The sequence below is a fragment of the Cupriavidus sp. DL-D2 genome, from assembly GCF_039710735.1.
GTDB lineage: Bacteria > Pseudomonadota > Gammaproteobacteria > Burkholderiales > Burkholderiaceae > Cupriavidus.
In genome coordinates this window covers 23,542-38,948 of record NZ_JBDKXK010000034.1, presented here as the reverse complement: position 1 = coordinate 38,948, position 15,407 = coordinate 23,542, and the positions used below count along the sequence as shown (strand labels likewise).

Annotated in this window: 18 protein-coding genes; 7 read left to right on the top strand and 11 right to left on the bottom strand. The window is 59.1% G+C overall.

Annotated features, from left to right (window positions below; all coding sequences use genetic code 11):
• Positions 1-289: 289 nt before the first annotated feature.
• On the bottom strand, positions 290-1,198 hold the full coding sequence (locus ABDB81_RS18700) for an AraC family transcriptional regulator (RefSeq protein WP_160474907.1): 909 nt from the start codon (positions 1,196-1,198) through the stop codon (positions 290-292).
• A gap of 164 nt (positions 1,199-1,362) precedes the next feature.
• On the opposite strand from ABDB81_RS18700, the gene ABDB81_RS18695 reads away from it, so the two are divergent.
• On the top strand, positions 1,363-1,512 hold the full coding sequence (locus ABDB81_RS18695; RefSeq protein WP_346812875.1) for a hypothetical protein: 150 nt from the start codon (positions 1,363-1,365) through the stop codon (positions 1,510-1,512).
• A gap of 292 nt (positions 1,513-1,804) precedes the next feature.
• On the opposite strand, the gene ABDB81_RS18690 is transcribed toward ABDB81_RS18695, so the two are convergent.
• Positions 1,805-2,161: a hypothetical protein gene (locus ABDB81_RS18690; RefSeq protein WP_346812873.1), complete on the bottom strand. Its 357-nt coding sequence runs from the start codon at positions 2,159-2,161 to the stop codon at positions 1,805-1,807.
• A gap of 260 nt (positions 2,162-2,421) precedes the next feature.
• Here ABDB81_RS18690 and ABDB81_RS18685 point away from each other — a divergent pair, with 260 nt between their 5' ends.
• The 3 genes from ABDB81_RS18685 (at position 2,422) to ABDB81_RS18675 (ending at position 3,748) form a co-directional block, all read left to right on the top strand.
• Positions 2,422-2,862, top strand: a complete 441-nt coding sequence (locus ABDB81_RS18685; protein WP_346812870.1) for an Hsp20/alpha crystallin family protein — start codon at positions 2,422-2,424, stop codon at positions 2,860-2,862.
• A gap of 15 nt (positions 2,863-2,877) precedes the next feature.
• Positions 2,878-3,285 (top strand): Hsp20/alpha crystallin family protein, encoded by a 408-nt coding sequence (locus tag ABDB81_RS18680; protein WP_346812867.1) that lies wholly within the window; start codon positions 2,878-2,880, stop codon positions 3,283-3,285.
• A gap of 79 nt (positions 3,286-3,364) precedes the next feature.
• On the top strand, positions 3,365-3,748 hold the full coding sequence (locus ABDB81_RS18675) for a hypothetical protein (RefSeq protein WP_346812864.1): 384 nt from the start codon (positions 3,365-3,367) through the stop codon (positions 3,746-3,748).
• Positions 3,749-4,230: 482 nt separating this feature from the next.
• On the opposite strand, the gene ABDB81_RS18670 is transcribed toward ABDB81_RS18675, so the two are convergent.
• The 5 genes from ABDB81_RS18670 to ABDB81_RS18650 all read right to left on the bottom strand — a co-directional run bounded on the left by ABDB81_RS18670 (position 4,231) and on the right by ABDB81_RS18650 (position 9,725).
• Positions 4,231-4,632, bottom strand: coding sequence for an HU family DNA-binding protein (locus tag ABDB81_RS18670; protein WP_346812861.1), 402 nt, complete (start codon positions 4,630-4,632; stop codon positions 4,231-4,233).
• 1,207 nt (positions 4,633-5,839) lie between these two features.
• Positions 5,840-6,271, bottom strand: a complete 432-nt coding sequence (locus ABDB81_RS18665) for a hypothetical protein (protein ID WP_346812858.1) — start codon at positions 6,269-6,271, stop codon at positions 5,840-5,842.
• Between the two features lie 195 nt (positions 6,272-6,466).
• Positions 6,467-7,381 carry a tyrosine-type recombinase/integrase gene (locus ABDB81_RS18660; protein ID WP_346812855.1) on the bottom strand — a complete coding sequence of 305 codons (915 nt, stop codon included), beginning with the start codon at positions 7,379-7,381 and terminating at the stop codon, positions 6,467-6,469.
• Positions 7,359-8,222: a DUF6884 domain-containing protein gene (locus ABDB81_RS18655; protein WP_346812852.1), complete on the bottom strand. Its 864-nt coding sequence runs from the start codon at positions 8,220-8,222 to the stop codon at positions 7,359-7,361. The genes ABDB81_RS18660 and ABDB81_RS18655 overlap by 23 nt, the downstream gene beginning before the upstream one ends.
• A gap of 1,353 nt (positions 8,223-9,575) precedes the next feature.
• Positions 9,576-9,725, bottom strand: coding sequence for a hypothetical protein (locus ABDB81_RS18650; protein WP_346812850.1), 150 nt, complete (start codon positions 9,723-9,725; stop codon positions 9,576-9,578).
• A 678-nt stretch (positions 9,726-10,403) separates the two neighbouring features.
• Here ABDB81_RS18650 and ABDB81_RS18645 point away from each other — a divergent pair.
• A complete protein-coding gene (locus ABDB81_RS18645; RefSeq protein WP_346812847.1) occupies positions 10,404-10,652 on the top strand; it encodes a hypothetical protein in 249 nt (82 codons plus the stop codon).
• Positions 10,653-10,722: 70 nt separating this feature from the next.
• On the opposite strand, the gene ABDB81_RS18640 is transcribed toward ABDB81_RS18645, so the two are convergent.
• The 3 genes from ABDB81_RS18640 to ABDB81_RS18630 all read right to left on the bottom strand — a co-directional run bounded on the left by ABDB81_RS18640 (position 10,723) and on the right by ABDB81_RS18630 (position 13,787).
• Positions 10,723-11,001 (bottom strand): hypothetical protein, encoded by a 279-nt coding sequence (locus tag ABDB81_RS18640; protein WP_346812844.1) that lies wholly within the window; start codon positions 10,999-11,001, stop codon positions 10,723-10,725.
• Between the two features lie 502 nt (positions 11,002-11,503).
• The gene (locus ABDB81_RS18635; RefSeq protein WP_346812841.1) at positions 11,504-12,361 is read right to left on the bottom strand and encodes a transglutaminase family protein; all 858 of its coding nucleotides are present in this window, start codon (positions 12,359-12,361) and stop codon (positions 11,504-11,506) included.
• 877 nt (positions 12,362-13,238) lie between these two features.
• Positions 13,239-13,787 (bottom strand): hypothetical protein, encoded by a 549-nt coding sequence (locus ABDB81_RS18630; protein ID WP_346812838.1) that lies wholly within the window; start codon positions 13,785-13,787, stop codon positions 13,239-13,241.
• 228 nt (positions 13,788-14,015) lie between these two features.
• Here ABDB81_RS18630 and ABDB81_RS18625 point away from each other — a divergent pair, with 228 nt between their 5' ends.
• Positions 14,016-14,252, top strand: a complete 237-nt coding sequence (locus ABDB81_RS18625; protein WP_346812835.1) for a hypothetical protein — start codon at positions 14,016-14,018, stop codon at positions 14,250-14,252.
• A gap of 26 nt (positions 14,253-14,278) precedes the next feature.
• On the top strand, positions 14,279-14,545 hold the full coding sequence (locus ABDB81_RS18620) for a hypothetical protein (RefSeq protein WP_346812831.1): 267 nt from the start codon (positions 14,279-14,281) through the stop codon (positions 14,543-14,545).
• Between the two features lie 117 nt (positions 14,546-14,662).
• Here the strand turns inward: ABDB81_RS18620 and ABDB81_RS18615 are convergent, their stop codons facing one another.
• Complete coding sequence (locus ABDB81_RS18615; protein WP_346812828.1) at positions 14,663-14,968, bottom strand: hypothetical protein; 306 nt, start codon at positions 14,966-14,968, stop codon at positions 14,663-14,665.
• Positions 14,969-15,407: the final 439 nt, after the last annotated feature.

Genomic DNA, 15,407 nt, shown 5'->3' with positions numbered 1-15,407 from the left:
CGCAGGTGTCGATATGCGATAGCGGCTATGGTCGGTAATGCAGCCCGGCGCTGACAGCGGATCTGCCGATCAACATTCCGGAGACGAAGCCGGCGTGCTACTGCGGGGTGAACTCGCCATGGTGCGCGGAGGCCGAGGGTGTTCGGGGGCGTTCACGCGGCAGCTCCTTGAATCCAATGGCATGCCGGACTTTACGAGCCGATGCTGGCTGTTGATAGAACCGATGTGCTGCTATTGTACAAACGTGTGCTTTATCCTTGCAATGTGCAACACGCCAGGCGTAGGCGCATCAATGCCGCTTTTGCCGGCGCCATTCGCCAGGATTAATGCCGACGACCTTGCCGAAGGTTCGGGTGAAGTGGCTCTGGTCGGCAAAGCCGCACAGATGGGCGATCTCTCCCAGCGACAGATTGCTGTGAGCCAGGTAATGCTGAGCGCGCTCGATCCGCTGCAGCACCATCCAACGGTGCGGCGGCATGCCGGTACTTACGCGGAATGCCTTGGCAAAGTGCGCGCGCGAGAGGTCGCAGGCTTCTGCAAGTGTCTCCAGCAGGATCTCGCCATCGAGATGGGCCATGATCAGCGCCTTGGCACGGTCTTCCTGCCAAGGCGCCAGCCCGGCGTGCACGCGGCGAGCCGGCACCTGCACGCCGGCGTAGGTCTGCACCAGATGGGCGCGCAGCGCCAGCGCCATATGGTCGATGAAGAGCGCCGAGGCTTGCTCCGGGCGCGCCAGCGCCGGCAGCAGCGCCTGGCTCAGGTGGTGGACCACGGGGTCGGAAACGGCCAGGTGAGGCGGGCAGTGCAGGTGCTGTACGGCGCGGATACCGAGGTCTTTGGCGGTTTCGGTCAAGGCGGCCTGCGGGATGTAGAACTGCATGCAGTCGTACTCGCCGATCAGGTTGGCAGACCAGTTCCGTTCGAGATCGTAGATGGCCAGCCAGCCGGCGCCGTAGGGCACATGCGGTGCGGGCTTGCCGCCGAGCCAGAGTTCCTGTTCGCCGAACGGCCGCAGCTGCAGGATGACCAGGTAGGCTGGTTCTCGCTCGTAGGGGTCCGTCATGCCGGAGTGGCGCCGGGTGCTTTGCACCCTCGTGATGCCGACTGGCGAGTACGGCAAGGCGCGGCTGACGATCGTTTGCGTGACCTCCGCGTGCATGTGTGCGGAGTATTGCCAAGTAGATTCGGGGGCGGACATGGTGAAATCATTGCCCGACGCTGGTAGACATGGTGGAGTGACGGTCGGGCCCCAGCATCCGCATTTAAGCACAGGACGCCCGCTCCCGCCACGATAAGGGGGCGGCAGAAATCGCCGCCCGAGCCTCATCAGACTTCGCCCTCGACTCACAAGGGACGCGTTGATTGGCATACGACTTCACCCTGCTGGCGAATTTCCGCTTCCGCTTCTTTTTGCACTCGTCCCGGGGCTTGTCCACGCTGGCTACCCAATACAACACCGACGGCGTGCAGGTTTCGCTCGCCGACAGGAAGTCCTCGCGGGCTCTTTTGTGACCCGCCATCGGCGCCATACGAGGGGGGAAAGAGACATTGGACCGACGGCCTGCCGGACGGCCGCCCGCCTGGAGCGGCCCGCTCTAACCGACCCCAAGTCGCCATGCGATGGCGTAGGAAAGGATGTCCCATCTCAGAGCAAATCGGCAGCGGGCGGTCTGCAGCTACGCTTTTTCGGCTTGAGCGTAAGGGCAAATGCGGAGCCTTACTCTGGTTTAACCACGCGGATTTCGGTCGAGCCCCCCGCACCGGTTAACAGATCAGTGGCACTTGTGTCCGCATCTCGGACAATCTAGTCGGTGAAATCTGCCTGCAAGGGCGATTCGAAGCCGTGTACCACGCCATACACATCAAGCGCGCAGAAGCCTTTCTGCAGAACCTCTGCCAGTACCACAGGGGGGGCTATCCCAGGTAACGGCGTGTCCCTGGTCAACTCGGTAGCACAGCGCGTGTCAGGCGCGCCCAGCCAATGACGCACCAGCAGCGGGCAGTCGATCAGGTCTTTGCCGCCGGGCAGAATCAGGGCGCGGCTACCGCGGCGCAGCAGAACTATGTGCATGGCAAGCAGAGGCAATTCAGATTGTTTTATCGTAGCGAGGCCGAACGTACTTTGCCAAGACTTCCAACTTGCCCCGAAATTGCCTGACAAGGGGCGACTTTCGCCCCCCTTGGCTTTCGTGCATGCGCAAAGCCGCCAATACTCGGCGCGCCAAGTGATCTTCTGCGGATTCGGTCTTATGTGCTCAATCGTCCTCTTGAAAAGGCGCTGTTCTGTTGCTATTTTTACCTCCGCTCAGGCAGTCGCGACGTCGCGCTGCGTGTTTCTATTTGTTTGCCATCAGTGAGGCAGGTGAGTGGGAGCGCGTAATGCCCCTCACTCCTCACTGCGCTTTACAGGAGGATACGACTATGGCTGATGCATTCTTCGGGACCGACCTCTTCAGTGACCTGGAACGACTGCAACAGCAGATGACGGGCCTGTTCGGAGGGTTTCCTTCCAGCATCCGCGCCGGGCGCTTCGGCGCATTCCCTCCAATTAATGTTGGTGCCACTGACGAATCCATCGAGATCGTTGCGTTTGCACCGGGTATCAAGCAGGAGAATCTCGAAGTTTCTATAGACCGTGGGCTGCTGACCATCAGCGGCGAACGACATGCGGTTTGGCAAGCAGACATGCCGGAGGCACGACGCTATGCGCAGGAGCGCTTTGTCGGCTCTTTCAGACGAGTAATTGAGCTCCCGGAAGGCGCTGACCCCGACAAAGTTCAGGCCAAATATGCCAACGGTTGCCTCTCGGTCAGTGTAGGTAGGCGGGAGGCGTCCAAGCCGAGAGCGATTACGGTCAATTAAGTGAAGGAGCCTGCCATGAACGAGACCACCCAAGTCGCGCAACGCAATGATGGTCCCATGGCCCAACGCCATGAGGACCAAGCCACCAGCACAATGACATTGGTCCCCGCAGTCGACATCGTGGAAGACAAGAATGGCGTGACGCTGTGGGCCGACCTTCCGGGAGTAAGCCGTGAAAAGCTTCAGGTAAATGTCAACGACGGGACTTTGCATATTGACGCAGAGGCCGTCGTGCCGATGCCGGCGGATCTGCGGGTTCAGCACGCCGAGATTCGCCAGCCGCATTTTGCGCGGTCGTTTGTCATCAGCGCCGATCTAGACCCCACACAGATTCAAGCCCAGTTGCAGGACGGTGTCCTTAAACTCATCATCCCACGCCGTGACGAGGCGCGACCCAGACGCATTGAAATCAAGATCTCTTAGGTTCCAGGGTAGGCCGGGAGGTCCTTCTGAATCTCCCGGCAAAGTATTGGCTTCCAAAAACACGAGAAAGGAGGTAACTATGGAGTTCGATACTGACTGGATTACGTTAGGCCCTCACCGCATCCGGCTTCGGTGCGTTCGCGGGTTCCCGACTGAAAAAATGCGCAGCATCGCTGAGCTCGCCCGCATTGGCGTCGAGCACAACATGAGCGCCGCCGCCCGCCTGCTAGAAGTTGTTGCGGATCGCTCGAATTCGTACTCAATCAATATTGGCACGACTTTTCCAAAGGATAAGGATGTCGTCCCGCATCTGGAACTGGCGCTGGCCACAATATTTGGGCTAACAGCGGAGCAGATTAATATAGAGGTGACCGTTGTTAGCCAGACTGAAGTCGATCTTCACTTCGGGGTGTACGAGCGCATGCTTGCTGAAAAAATTGGAATCGTCCCTCTCATACAGTGAATTTAAGCGCGACATTAACGCGAAGAGCTCAGTCTCATACGATTCCGTGACATGTAGAGAAGCTCCTGCGCTTCTGTGGGCTTTGTTGATCGTAGGCCGGAAATCTTCAGATGTTGGCCCGACCGTGCGGTTCGGAGAAGGTTCGAATGCTTGGTGCGAGGCTGAGGACGACGGGGCGGTGGTACTGGCCGCCCCCTAGCCGAGCACAGATGCTGGGAGGGGCATGCAGAGTCCAGCCGCTGCACCGGGGAGCGGCTGGTAGTTGCAAGGTCCTGGCTGGGGAAGTGCGCCGAAGTTGTTGGGACCAGTCACCAAAGGCTTGAGTCAAGGTCGGTTTATGCTCTTCGAGCAGACGTTCATCGATGAAAGTGCAACGACCGAAAATGGCCGAACTCGGCCATGCAAAGAACCAATTCCATCGCAACAAAAACGAAATGGCCTGGCAATGCCAGGCCATTCTGCTTATTGGGCAGCGTGATGAGTTACAGGGCTGCGTCCTTCAGCTTCTTCAGCGGGCGCACCTTCACCTTGACCGAAGCCGGCTTTGCGGCGAACCACTGGTCCTGACCGGTGAAGGGATTGCGACCAAAGCGCTTCTTCGTCGCTGGCACTTGAATCGCCGATACTTTGAACAGCCCCGGAAACGTGAATTCTCCGGCGCCCTTTTTGTGAATGGCGCTGGAGATCGTGTTCTCGAGGTGCACCAGCACAGTTTGCACCGTTTTCTTGTCCAACTCGGTCTGCGTCACAAGGTGGGCGAGCAGGCTGGATTTGTTGAACGTGTCCTTGAGCGGCTTTGCCACGGGCGCGGCGGCTGCCTTCTTCGCTGCCGGTGCAGCCTTCTTCGCCGCAGTCTTCGGGGCGGCCGTCTTCTTCGTTGCCATAGGGCTCCTGTTCGGGGAAATCGCCGGCGCTCCGGCCGGATCCTTAGAGATTAGCCAGAATGCGCATCGTTACGCAACGGGAGAATCGCTAACTTGGCGTCTTCCCTACGGTCTCGTAGCGCTTACGCTTACGATGGTTCTTTGCAACGATAGTGTTCAGAATCGCGCAGGATGGGCACCAGCGGCCTCCCTTTACCCCCGAGGGGGTCGCGTCCCATACGTGGCCACGATGGCACTCCCACTTGAGCTTGGATTTCCCGTGGGTGTACGTGTCCGAGAGGCAGCGCCCACCGCGTGCCCTTGCCAGCGCATGCATCGCCTCGATGCCCAGCTTCTGGCTCTCGTTGCGGCACCGACGACACCAGCCGCCCTGGAGGATGTTGTTGCCCAATGCCTTCCACTGATGGCCCGCTGCGCACTCGAATGCATACTTAGCACTAGTGCCCAAGTAGGTGGTGGTGAGGCATTTCCCGTTATGCGACAGCGCGATACGTTGAATGCGGGCGAGGCCGTTTGCATCGGCTCTCTGCGCTGCCAATCTGGAGTCAGTGCAGGTGCGACACCAATTGCCCTTGAGCACCTTGTAGCCCATCGCTTCCCAGCCGTGGCCGGCTGCGCACTGGAAAGGATAATAGTCCCGGCCTCTCCCGTAGGCGGTCGCGAGACATCGCCCTCCATGTTCCGCCGCTTTGGCCTGAAGGTCAGCCAGTCCATACTTGGCGGATGATCCTTTTGAGGTCGCAAGTTCCCCTTTGCCCGCGCACATAGGGCACCAGTAACCCGCCAGCACACTACGCCCCTCAGGAGTCCATTCGTGCCCCGCCTGGCAGCGGAGTCTGTGAAGGGCTTCGCTACCCAGGTAGGTGCCACTCAGGCATTGGCCCCCGCGCTCGGCTACGAGCTTGGCAAATTTGGCGGCAGGTACTGCGCGGCTGCATTCGGGGCAGCCCGATTGCTTGTACAGCACGCCGTAGGCTGCGCGCTCAAAGCGGTGACCTTTTTCACACTCAAGCCAGAGCTTCGCGCTGACACCTCGCCATTCGGTAGCGTGACAGACAAAGCCCTGGCGCGTGGCGGCCGCTTGGAGACGGGCGAGTGCGGCCGTTGCGCGCGACGAGCGCGACGGTCTGTCGTCTTGAGTTGCCTGCGATAGTGCTTTTGCCTTGCCGGTCATGTTTGCAGTGTTGCGAATTGCTCAGCCCGGAGCTTAACAACCCAATCGATGCTGCTGATCGCGAACACTACGGTGTTGCTGGCGCAGGCTGTCGTGCCATTGTGCATCGCCGGGCCTGCGCATCGAGGCTTCGATCGCCCTGGCCTGCTCGGTGAGCGCCTCGCATGCAGGACCAGACGAAGCCTGAACGGGTGCCGTGGTGCTGACAATCTGCGCCGTCGCGGCAGCGTTCGTGGCACGAGAAGCCAGGAAGTCTTGTTCCTGCTTACGGACCGCGTCGCTTTTGCCCACCGTCGATACGGTGCCCGATACGGCTGCGGCGACCGCTGTGTGACCGGTCGGGCAATGCAACTCTTGCGTGTAGAGGACCTTGTTGCCGCGCTGGCATTTTGTGTAGGCGTTGGCGGTAGCGAGAGGCGCAATGGCGATGGCCAGCACAGCGATCTGGGTCGTTACTCGACGCATGCGAAGCTCGGATCGTTCCGAATAATCCAGCGCAGGCCTGCAAACAGGGCGGCTAGGAGGGTGAGGGCATAGAACGCCCATGCAAACGTAGTGACCATTCTCGTGTTTCCGGTGTTGTTCAGTTCATTTGTCCGGCGAGCAGCGAGTATGGCCTAGGTGTCTTGGGACGGCCTCCCGACGCAAGAGGGGGTCACGTCAGCGAACCTTTGCCGAGTCGATGGTCGCCGCGATGCGTACGACGGTTCTGTTGCTGGCCAATCCCAGCCGCTCAGATACAGCATCTGGAGTTACGCCGTAAAGCAGCTGTCGCCGGCAATAGGTGTTGCGAAGAATTCGAGGGCTCATGTCCTCTGACTCATACCCAATGGCGGCAAATGCCTCGCGCACGATCTTGCCAAGGCTCATGTCGGTGATGGGTGTGCCAGATTGCTTGAGCGTAAACAGCAGGTCGCCATTGACGGACAAGCCCCGGCGAACGGATAGCCAGTCGGTAAGCGTTGCCACGGCAAACGGCTCGAGATGAACCGTGCGTGAAACTCTCGGCGGGCGCGCCGGCACGTGAAGATACGGCGGTGATGCTTGCGGGTGCAGGTCCTGTAGGCGTGCAGCGCGCCCTTCGCTGGATGTCGCTCCGGTGCCGAGAAACAGCGTAACGATCGCGCGTTTTTGCAGCCTTGCGGGATCATCATCGGGTTGCGGCCGCACGAAGTCCTGCAGCCTCTGGTCGACATCCTCGGGCAGGAAGAGGGGTTCCGGGTCGTCGACTGGCCAGCGCTGGCCACGAACGTGTTCGCTGGCGGGATTCGCATCGCGGATGCCGATCACAACCAGATGTCTACACAGGCGGTCGATGAGCTTGAGGTAGCGCATGCGTGTCGCCGCAGAGTATTGGGCGGCTTCCCCATCAAGCCAAAACCCATCGAGAACGTCAGCGCCGAAGTTGGCCAGCGTCGTGCCGCGGCCGACCAGGTAGCGGTGGAACCTGTCGAACATCGCCCGATGCTGGACGATGGATTGCTGGGAGAAGGGCCGCCGGTCAGCGCCGGCGGCTTCGCGCGCCTGCCAGTCGGCGTAAGCGCGCGCGGGATCATGATGCCAAAGGGTATCCATAGCCAGTATTTATATACTGAAAGTTGCGCCTCCCGACAACCTTTACCGCATCTTCGATGCGGTCGTTGCTGCCAGCGGTGGGGGCTGCCGCTTCGTCCGCGTGGCATCGAATTCCGGCGAGCGAGATCCACCTGGAGACGACGCGCGCCCGGCCAGCAACCGTATCGTCGACGTCGGCGCATGCGGTGGGGCCAGCCGGGCCATGGAACAACTCACGCAGGACAGCACGCTTCAGCGCCAACCGCCCGGGGCCGGGGTCGTTGAAAAGTACGCTGTCTCCGACCGCATAGACCCCGTATCTCCTGTACAGCGGCTGGCCGTTCGGATAGGAGCCGCACTGGTCGGCAAGGGCAGGGCCGCTTTGCTCGGCAAGGAACTTGGCGAGCTGGGAGCGCTGGTAGCCAATGCCTCCACTGACCTCCTCGATCGGCAGGTGCGATGCACCGACCAGACCGACGGCAGCGCGCATCACGCGCCGGTAGGTTTGCCCGCCGGCGAGGAGTACTTTACTGGCCCTGAGTGGCCACGCTACCTGCATTACGGACTGCTGCAGCCTTGCCAAGATTTCGTCAGCGCGGGCAGATGTCATCTGCAGATCGTACGGGTCCAGCGTGTCGTCGGGCGCTACAAAACCGTGCTTTGCGGAGAGGATCACCATTGCCGGCGCGGCGGCGTCGCATGGGAAGTGGGCACGGTAGGTCTGGTACATCACGCCCCGGTAGAGCTGCAAAGCAGGGGAGCGGACGGTGCCCTTCCTTCCGGAACACGCCAGGACAATCAGGGCGGGCGCCGCCGGATCAAATTCGACTTTTGTGTTGTGCGGGAAGAAGGCAAGCTGCATTGCGGGCACTCAAGCGATGTGGCGAAATTGCCATTTGAGCGTACGCCACTGAGCAGCATGTCAAGCATTCGCCTTGCGTCCCCGTCGCCCATGAACGGGAGCCGCGCCTGTGGATCTGCGGCGCGGGGCGGGGCCGGCGTCGGCCGACCGGAAAATTTCCTCCAGCTTGGTGCGTGCGCAGACATCCATCTTCTATACGCCTGCAATCGGCCTGGCCTCCGCTGTTATTGGATCGTTTTAGCCGAAGAGTGAGGCCGCAGGATATCTGGTAGCTACCATGTCTAGGGCCTTCTGAAATGTCTTCCCCTCCGCTAAATAGAAATGTCAGTCCGGTCGTGCTTTTTGTGCGGGGTTGAATGCTTGACGGGGGGTGAGGCTAGAGCGGTGGCGCTGGCCGGTGGCAGCGGCCGAGTCCGATGCAGGGTTGGGGCGCATGCAGATTGCCTCCGCGGCGCCGTCGACGGATAGCTGGTAGCTACCAGTTCTTGGCGGCGAAGACCGGCCGCCGAAGTTGTCCGACGCCGCGACCGTCGCAGAACGACCCATGTGAGACATCCAATCGCTGCACCAGGGATGGCTCTTTTTGGGTTGACTTCGGACCGAGCGTCCATCATGTCAAGCGAGCAAACGGTTGAAAGCGGTCCGGTCGAGAGTGAGCATAGACTCCTGGGCTCCGCCGTCAGGATTGTCCGCATCGCAATAGCGGATCGATGACGCTTTTGTTGCGGCGCCGGTTCGCCGGCAGCGGGTGCGCATGCCAGTCTCAGATAGTGCCAAGTAGCATGTCAACGGCAAGGTGACCGCGCTGTAAGCAAGCCGTATCAGCCTCCGCGGAAGAGCGGTATGGAGACGAGTGATAGTAGGGCCCACATATATATGGACTCTCTGCATCCGCTGGCTCTCCAACTGCAACGCTGTATCCCCACCCATGTTGGCCTCGTTGCTGACCATCGACATCATTCTGAAACACCACCATCTGCAGTATCAGACCTCGATATTGCTCCACTCTTCGTATGTTGAACGCATCCATGACAAGACCCCGGTAAAAAAATAATGTTTCAAGGGAGGGTCACCGTCACGTCGCAACGTCAATGGCCTCTTTCTTGTCATCGTGCGCGCTCGAACTCAAGGCTGATGTCCGGTTCTGTCCTACGCCACACGAGGGGCCGAATCGGAGGTGAATGCTGATCAGCAACCCGCCAAGCCAGTAGCCGGCACCAGATGGGCTTACCCTGCCTGGGCGCTGAGGCCGCGGGCAACGGCTGAATAGCGTCTAGGCGCTTGGCCAGTTTAAGGGGATATCCGAGAGGATTTCGGTAAAGGCCCTTTTTTGCATCAGCATTCCTCGCCGCCTCAACCTAATCCCTGAATAATGTCCACGGCAAACCGACCATAGTGGAAGGCCGCCTGCTCTGCAGCCTCGCGCGTGAAGTAGTCATCCGCTTGGTCGAAAGACTCGCAGAACATGCGATCGTCCGTATCCGCCGTGTAGCGAACGGCCATCACGTAGTCCCACTTTGGCCAGGGGGGGCGGAGAGGAATCGGCACAGTGGAAACTTCGAACGCGACGACGTGTATGTACATGCCGCGGTAGCTTTCGCATTTCCATCTTATTGATGACCGCATTGTGAATCCTCGTCAATCAATCTACGGCCGGCCGAAGGAACATCGGGATTGCAGGCGGCGGGCACGCGGATCTCTACACGAGGAGACGTCATCTGCGACCTTCTAGTTTTGGGTAACCAGCGATGCCAACGTGGCCACCATTACCAACAAGGACATCGAATAGCTTAGCGTGCGCAGCAAGCGGAGCGCTCTGCTTGGTGTTTTGCTTCGTCGTTGGCGCCGCTCGAAAAGCTGCGAGAGGACAAAAAGAAGAAGCTGGAAAGGTACACAGCAAGCGCTTTTCTCCGCAGATGGGTGGGTGCCAACAGTCAATAGGGTTGGCCTGTATTGACGAAACCGCCTGCTAAGGGGAGGGGGATGGCATTGGGACAGAAGCGCCCCATAGAAGCGAGCTTTTGTCCCAGTGTCGTGGGCTCGAAGAGTCCGCGCGGTCAGTTATACGGAGCTTCTCTACCGCCGTCAATCTAATGCTGTCAACGATGTTTGAAAGCCGCTTGTGGCGCACCACATTCGCCTATGCTCATTGCATAGACGTCCTTTTCACGAGGAGAGGTCATGGAACGAGTCATGAAGAACAAGGCGGAAGTTCGGGCGATGGTCCGCGCGGCGCAGGACCAGATCTCGGTGTGCGCAGGAACTTGCTTCGGGGACGTATGCTGGCACCCCGCGGACCCAGACGGTTGCAATTGGTTCATTTCAACAATCGAAGGCGATGCTGGTGGTGCGTGCCTGCAGGCGCTGAAGCCTCACATCGACGAATTACGCAAGCGCTTTAACATCCGGGAAGAGGCCGAGCGGAAGTGAACTCCATCGCCTCCGCTGACAGGCGCTTACGGCGGTGCACTGCACGGGGCTTTCTTGCGGCCCTGGATCATCAGCGTCGCGTACGTCTCGTTGCGAAAGTATCGATGATGCCTTGTCCGCCGAGGATGGCTGCTCGCTTCGCATTCCCAATACTGTCCCATTGTTCTGCCAGCAGCGGAAAGACCTGTGCAGCGTCTGCGGTGGGGTCCATACCCTCCTCGCAAATGACGACAGAAATGTTATACGCGCGGTCAGGGCGTCGCTCGTACCATTCGCGACGCGTTTCGGTCTTGTAGACTAGCGGGTATATATCGAACCCTTTGTAGTTCGAACTGGGTGCTTCATTCATGAGCGTCTCCGTGAGCTTGCTGACCACTCTACGCTCTATTTCGCGCCTGCCGCCTGTTTATTTTCGAAGGTCGACTGCACTTCGATCTCCCCTCGGTGGCGAGGCAAAGGCGGACTGATTGCCCTGAAACTTGGCTGTGAGTGGCAACCCGCCCACCCAGCAGCAGGCACAGATAGGTCTGCCTTGGCTAGGCACCGAAGCTGCCGAAGCCGTGGCAAGAACCTCTAGGTGCCAATCCCGGCGACTAACAAGCGTTTCAAGTCTTCAAGCATAGGCTAGCCATGGGGAACCTAGAACTACGCCGCATGCTTGAAGACTTGGTACTGCTGCCGAAGAACGAGAGAACGAGAATGGTGGTCCGTAAGATGTCGGCTCGGGGCGTCTCGCCCCAGAACGTTTGACATCATCCATCGACGAAGTCACGGACTAGATTGAGACATATATTAGGAGAACACCGCCATCGAATGCGGGTCGGATGAAAGGAGAAGTTCGCTAATGACGGTCACCACGTGGAGATAGCGCTCGTCGTTGCGAGCGGCAGGCCAATCCCCGCCGGCTGGTCGGTCATTGGCTGAATTTCGATATAGGGCCGCTTCGATTCGACCTTGCCGAATATGGCGGCAAACGGAATGTCGGCAGCGTCCCGGCCGGTGCCAATGCGCAGTAGGCCAGTGGGAATAGACACTCCCGAAGGATCGAGCAAGTACCACCCGCCTGACAGGAACACCTCGACCACTGCGTGGAAGTCCGGCGCGCCCAACGCAGGATCGGCGCCATAGTCCACGCTGCTGGACATACGGGCGGGAATACTCAATGCGCGGCAGATTGCGATCATCAGGTGCGCAAAGTCCCGACATACGCCGGTACGCTCGACAATCGTATCGATCGCCGAGGTCCGCTCATTGGTAGATCGCGCAAGAAAGCGCACATGGTTGCGCACCCACTCCCGAATCGCATACACGCGCGAATAACCGGGGCGCATGCCGCCAAACTCGCGCATGGCGAACTCCATCATGCGGTCGGATTCGCAGTACCGGCTCGGCGCCAGGTACGACAGTACATCGGACGGGAGTTCGGCGACCGGTACCTCCGTTAGCGACATGCCATCGTCCAGACGATGATCGATGTCCACCACAGCTTCATAGCGGATGGCCAAGGGGCCCTTGTACGCACGTATCCTGAGCAGGCGGTTGCAGAGTGGATCCGTGTAACGAGCGGCGGGAACCGATGGCGTGAGTGCCAGACGCTCGGATACAACGGACTGTCTTGCGGTCTTCGCTGCTTCGACAATCAACAGAAAGTCTCCTGAGGGATCCAGGATCTCATAAGACAGATTCACCGAGTACCGAAGGCGGTTCATTTATGACCTTGTGCGACACAGAGGCGGAGACGATGTTGGCCGCGAGAACGGCTCTGACCATGCAATTTAGTGTAGCGCGAGAAGCGGGCGAGCGGTTCGCGCTAGCGGGCACCGCAGATGCGTGGTATGCCGCCTGCCTGACCAATTTGTAAGCGGATTAGGATGGGGTGCATCGCCCACCTATACTGCTAGTTGCAGTGTTTCAGAAGCTAAGTGCTTTTGTTCCGCCTATCACTCGTTTCCGGGCCTTCCCCCCTCGATGACGTCTTAGGACTGGTGACTCCTGAAGTCACTCACGGGGATCCCTGGAAAATTTATGCAAGATGCCACGCGGCGACCGCCGTTCGCCCAGTCCCCCAGTAGCCAAGCAAGCCAGTCTTTCTCCAGGATCGAAATCGATGTCTGCCGAGGACTCTTCTCCGCAAGACCAATCGCAAAGTTGGTTTCCGCCTTCGTTGCTGCTCTTTCGCACTTCAGGCGGGCGGAGCCGTGCTCTCACCGTGATGACGATAACGTAACGATCCTGAGGAGTGCGATATGGGTGGAAATGATCACCCGCTACCAATGGAAACTCGGTGTGCACAATGGCGACAATTTTTCCAGCCTGCCGTCACTATGCCAGCCTGGCAAGTGATGAAGGAAGATATCGTGCCGAAAGAATCTGCAGAGGCCACTTACCGGGCCATACATGTCACGCGCCTTCTCAGCGACCGCCAGGCCGGAAGGCCGCCGAAGGGAAGCACCCATCGATTCGGAGTCATGCGATTGGTGGCGCCCCGCTGGCGTCAGTCAATCACGCTCCTGATTGACTGGGATCGTGCTGTCAACGAAGGCTGGCCAGACCTGCGGTCACCGTCCTGCACTCGAGCCCGGGCCATCAGGCGCATTGGCCGCGGTCATAAGGCAAGCATCCGTCGGCTAGCCTGAAATGATGACTGAAATTGCGTGAGGTAGCTCTATGCGTACGTTGCTGTATTTCAGTTTGAGAGACGCCGCCAACAACGCGCGACTGGCACAAGCGCGATTGGGCGATTTGGCTGGCAGCCTGGCACTCGTTGCAGGGCCGTAGTTTGTCAAGCGCGACATTCAACACGTCGACGGATTGCCGACGACCGACGTCAGTCAGACAACGTACCGCGAAGAGGCTGCGATCACAGGAATGTTCATCGGCGCGCTTGTTCAGATACGGCGTTTCCGCCGGCGCCGGCACCACGGCTGTTGCGTATGTTGCCGTCATGCTTCGCGCGATGATCGGATGGTGGCTCTGCGGATTGGTCGGCGGTAAGGTCGGTCGCCTTGCACTGTGGCAGCAGAATGCGCATCCCGCACCGAGCCAATTGCTGTGATCGTCAGTTCCGACTCGCGAGCGAAGGAAGCCCTGGAACAGCTCATCGATGAACTGGGCGGCGTCGGGGTCGACGGTCATAATGACCTGATGCCGAATTTCATATGCATATGACTGCTGCTTCGGGTCGGCCGAGCCTATGCGTCCCCGGAAACGTATCTTGCGCAGCCTAAGTGAGAAAGAAGTCTGGCGGCGGAATCCCCAGGTACTGATGGTTGGAACCTACTGCTCCGGACTTACATCGACTTCAATCGCTACTGGTCTTGGCACTACGTTGAAAAAATCACTCCTGGAAGGTTGAAGATGGCTATGGATCGCGTGACGGAGTACCGTGGGTTCGATATCCATGTCGATCTCAATCTGACATCCAGGGACATGTTCGACGTCTGGTTCCAGGTTGAGGGACCCATGAGTCCCCCAGGCGTTGCAGCGATTGGCAAGCGAATCAAAGTCTTTGGCGGGCCGTACTCCAGACGTTGGGCTTACCTGGTGGCGGAGCTGGCCGGGCGGGCCGCCGTGGACGTTATTCTTGGGCCGGATGAATGAGCGAAGGCCGAGAGCGGAGGTTAGATATGCAAAGACGTGCCACAATTGGTGAATATGACGTGTTGATCGAAGCGGAGCAACACCACGGTCCCACCCCGTTGGTCGGAGCGGTTGGCTACGTAGTGCGCTACTCGCTTGCTCGTACGGATCGACAACCCATCAGAGACGATCTTCCCAGCGTACATTCCTATGATCTCATCGACGGCACCGACTACTTTCGCGACGTCGATGCGGCGCTTGACTATGGAGAGGCAAAGGCTCGCGATGACATTGCTACATTGTCGCCAAAGTAAATCGCACGCGTATGCTCGGTTCTTGTCGCAATAGAGCTCTGGCCCGAATGAAGTCTTGCGAGAGCGAAGAAAGCGGCAACTTCGGGGAAGTGCATGCTTCAGCTATCGTCACAAGATTTAATGGAATGCGGCGCTTCCGCGTTCCCCGAAACAGCGATCACTGTTGACGCTATTTTGGAATAGGCCATCTTTGTTCAGGTCCGAACGAGAATATAATTTTGAATTCACGTAGCATTCTAATCCACTAAGCAAGCAGTAATACACGGCATAAGCCAATAAGATCCGAGGTGCAAGATGCAGCGACACAAGTCGTTGTTGGATAGAATCCTCTTGGGGCTGCGTGCCGAGATCCAGGAATCGATGACCAATCTTCAGCTTGGCAAAGTCATTGGCAATGTCGATGCTTCCAGGCTGGCCCATCATCTCCTGCTCCTGCAGGACCATGGACTGGTGGAAAAACCCCCAAGTATGGCGTGGCGTCTGACGTGGAGCGGCCACGATCGAGCAGACGCCAGTCTGACATCTTAGCGCTGTTAGCGCCGCGTTCGAGAACGCACACATTACTAGCGTTCTCTCCCGCGATTGGCCCTCAGTGATCTTCTCGCGTGTCCTGAGGCGCCTGCGTCGCGAGACTGATGCCGCTCCAATGAAGTAGGCACGCCGTGCCTCGTTGCCGTTGCATCCCGACCGTGTACAGACATTCAAAGGAGGTGGTGTCAACGGCCGCTAGGGGCCGCGCAGCCGGCATTCCAATGTCTGTGGTGCTGGAATGTGGCTGTCCGTTGATGGCCGGTCTCGGCCTGTCCTCGAGCGAGGCGTGTAAAGGTGAAATACGAGTAGGATGCGGGCTCGATAAATCGCC

What these genes read in the sequence shown, in the direction of transcription:
- ABDB81_RS18635 (WP_346812841.1), bottom strand. Translation starts at nt 12,361, where the DNA reads ATGAACCGCCTTCGGTACTCGGTGAATCTGTCTTATGAGATCCTGGAT.
- ABDB81_RS18650 (WP_346812850.1), bottom strand. Translation starts at nt 9,725, where the DNA reads ATGGCCGTTCGCTACACGGCGGATACGGACGATCGCATGTTCTGCGAG.
- ABDB81_RS18625 (WP_346812835.1), top strand. Translation starts at nt 14,016, where the DNA reads ATGGATCGCGTGACGGAGTACCGTGGGTTCGATATCCATGTCGATCTC.
- ABDB81_RS18700 (WP_160474907.1), bottom strand. Translation starts at nt 1,198, where the DNA reads ATGTCCGCCCCCGAATCTACTTGGCAATACTCCGCACACATGCACGCG.
- ABDB81_RS18680 (WP_346812867.1), top strand. Translation starts at nt 2,878, where the DNA reads ATGAACGAGACCACCCAAGTCGCGCAACGCAATGATGGTCCCATGGCC.
- ABDB81_RS18685 (WP_346812870.1), top strand. Translation starts at nt 2,422, where the DNA reads ATGGCTGATGCATTCTTCGGGACCGACCTCTTCAGTGACCTGGAACGA.
- ABDB81_RS18670 (WP_346812861.1), bottom strand. Translation starts at nt 4,632, where the DNA reads ATGGCAACGAAGAAGACGGCCGCCCCGAAGACTGCGGCGAAGAAGGCT.
- ABDB81_RS18620 (WP_346812831.1), top strand. Translation starts at nt 14,279, where the DNA reads ATGCAAAGACGTGCCACAATTGGTGAATATGACGTGTTGATCGAAGCG.
- ABDB81_RS18665 (WP_346812858.1), bottom strand. Translation starts at nt 6,271, where the DNA reads ATGCGTCGAGTAACGACCCAGATCGCTGTGCTGGCCATCGCCATTGCG.
- ABDB81_RS18660 (WP_346812855.1), bottom strand. Translation starts at nt 7,381, where the DNA reads ATGGATACCCTTTGGCATCATGATCCCGCGCGCGCTTACGCCGACTGG.
- ABDB81_RS18655 (WP_346812852.1), bottom strand. Translation starts at nt 8,222, where the DNA reads ATGCAGCTTGCCTTCTTCCCGCACAACACAAAAGTCGAATTTGATCCG.
- ABDB81_RS18640 (WP_346812844.1), bottom strand. Translation starts at nt 11,001, where the DNA reads ATGAATGAAGCACCCAGTTCGAACTACAAAGGGTTCGATATATACCCG.
- ABDB81_RS18630 (WP_346812838.1), bottom strand. Translation starts at nt 13,787, where the DNA reads ATGACCGTCGACCCCGACGCCGCCCAGTTCATCGATGAGCTGTTCCAG.
- ABDB81_RS18675 (WP_346812864.1), top strand. Translation starts at nt 3,365, where the DNA reads ATGGAGTTCGATACTGACTGGATTACGTTAGGCCCTCACCGCATCCGG.
- ABDB81_RS18645 (WP_346812847.1), top strand. Translation starts at nt 10,404, where the DNA reads ATGGAACGAGTCATGAAGAACAAGGCGGAAGTTCGGGCGATGGTCCGC.
- ABDB81_RS18615 (WP_346812828.1), bottom strand. Translation starts at nt 14,968, where the DNA reads ATGATGGGCCAGCCTGGAAGCATCGACATTGCCAATGACTTTGCCAAG.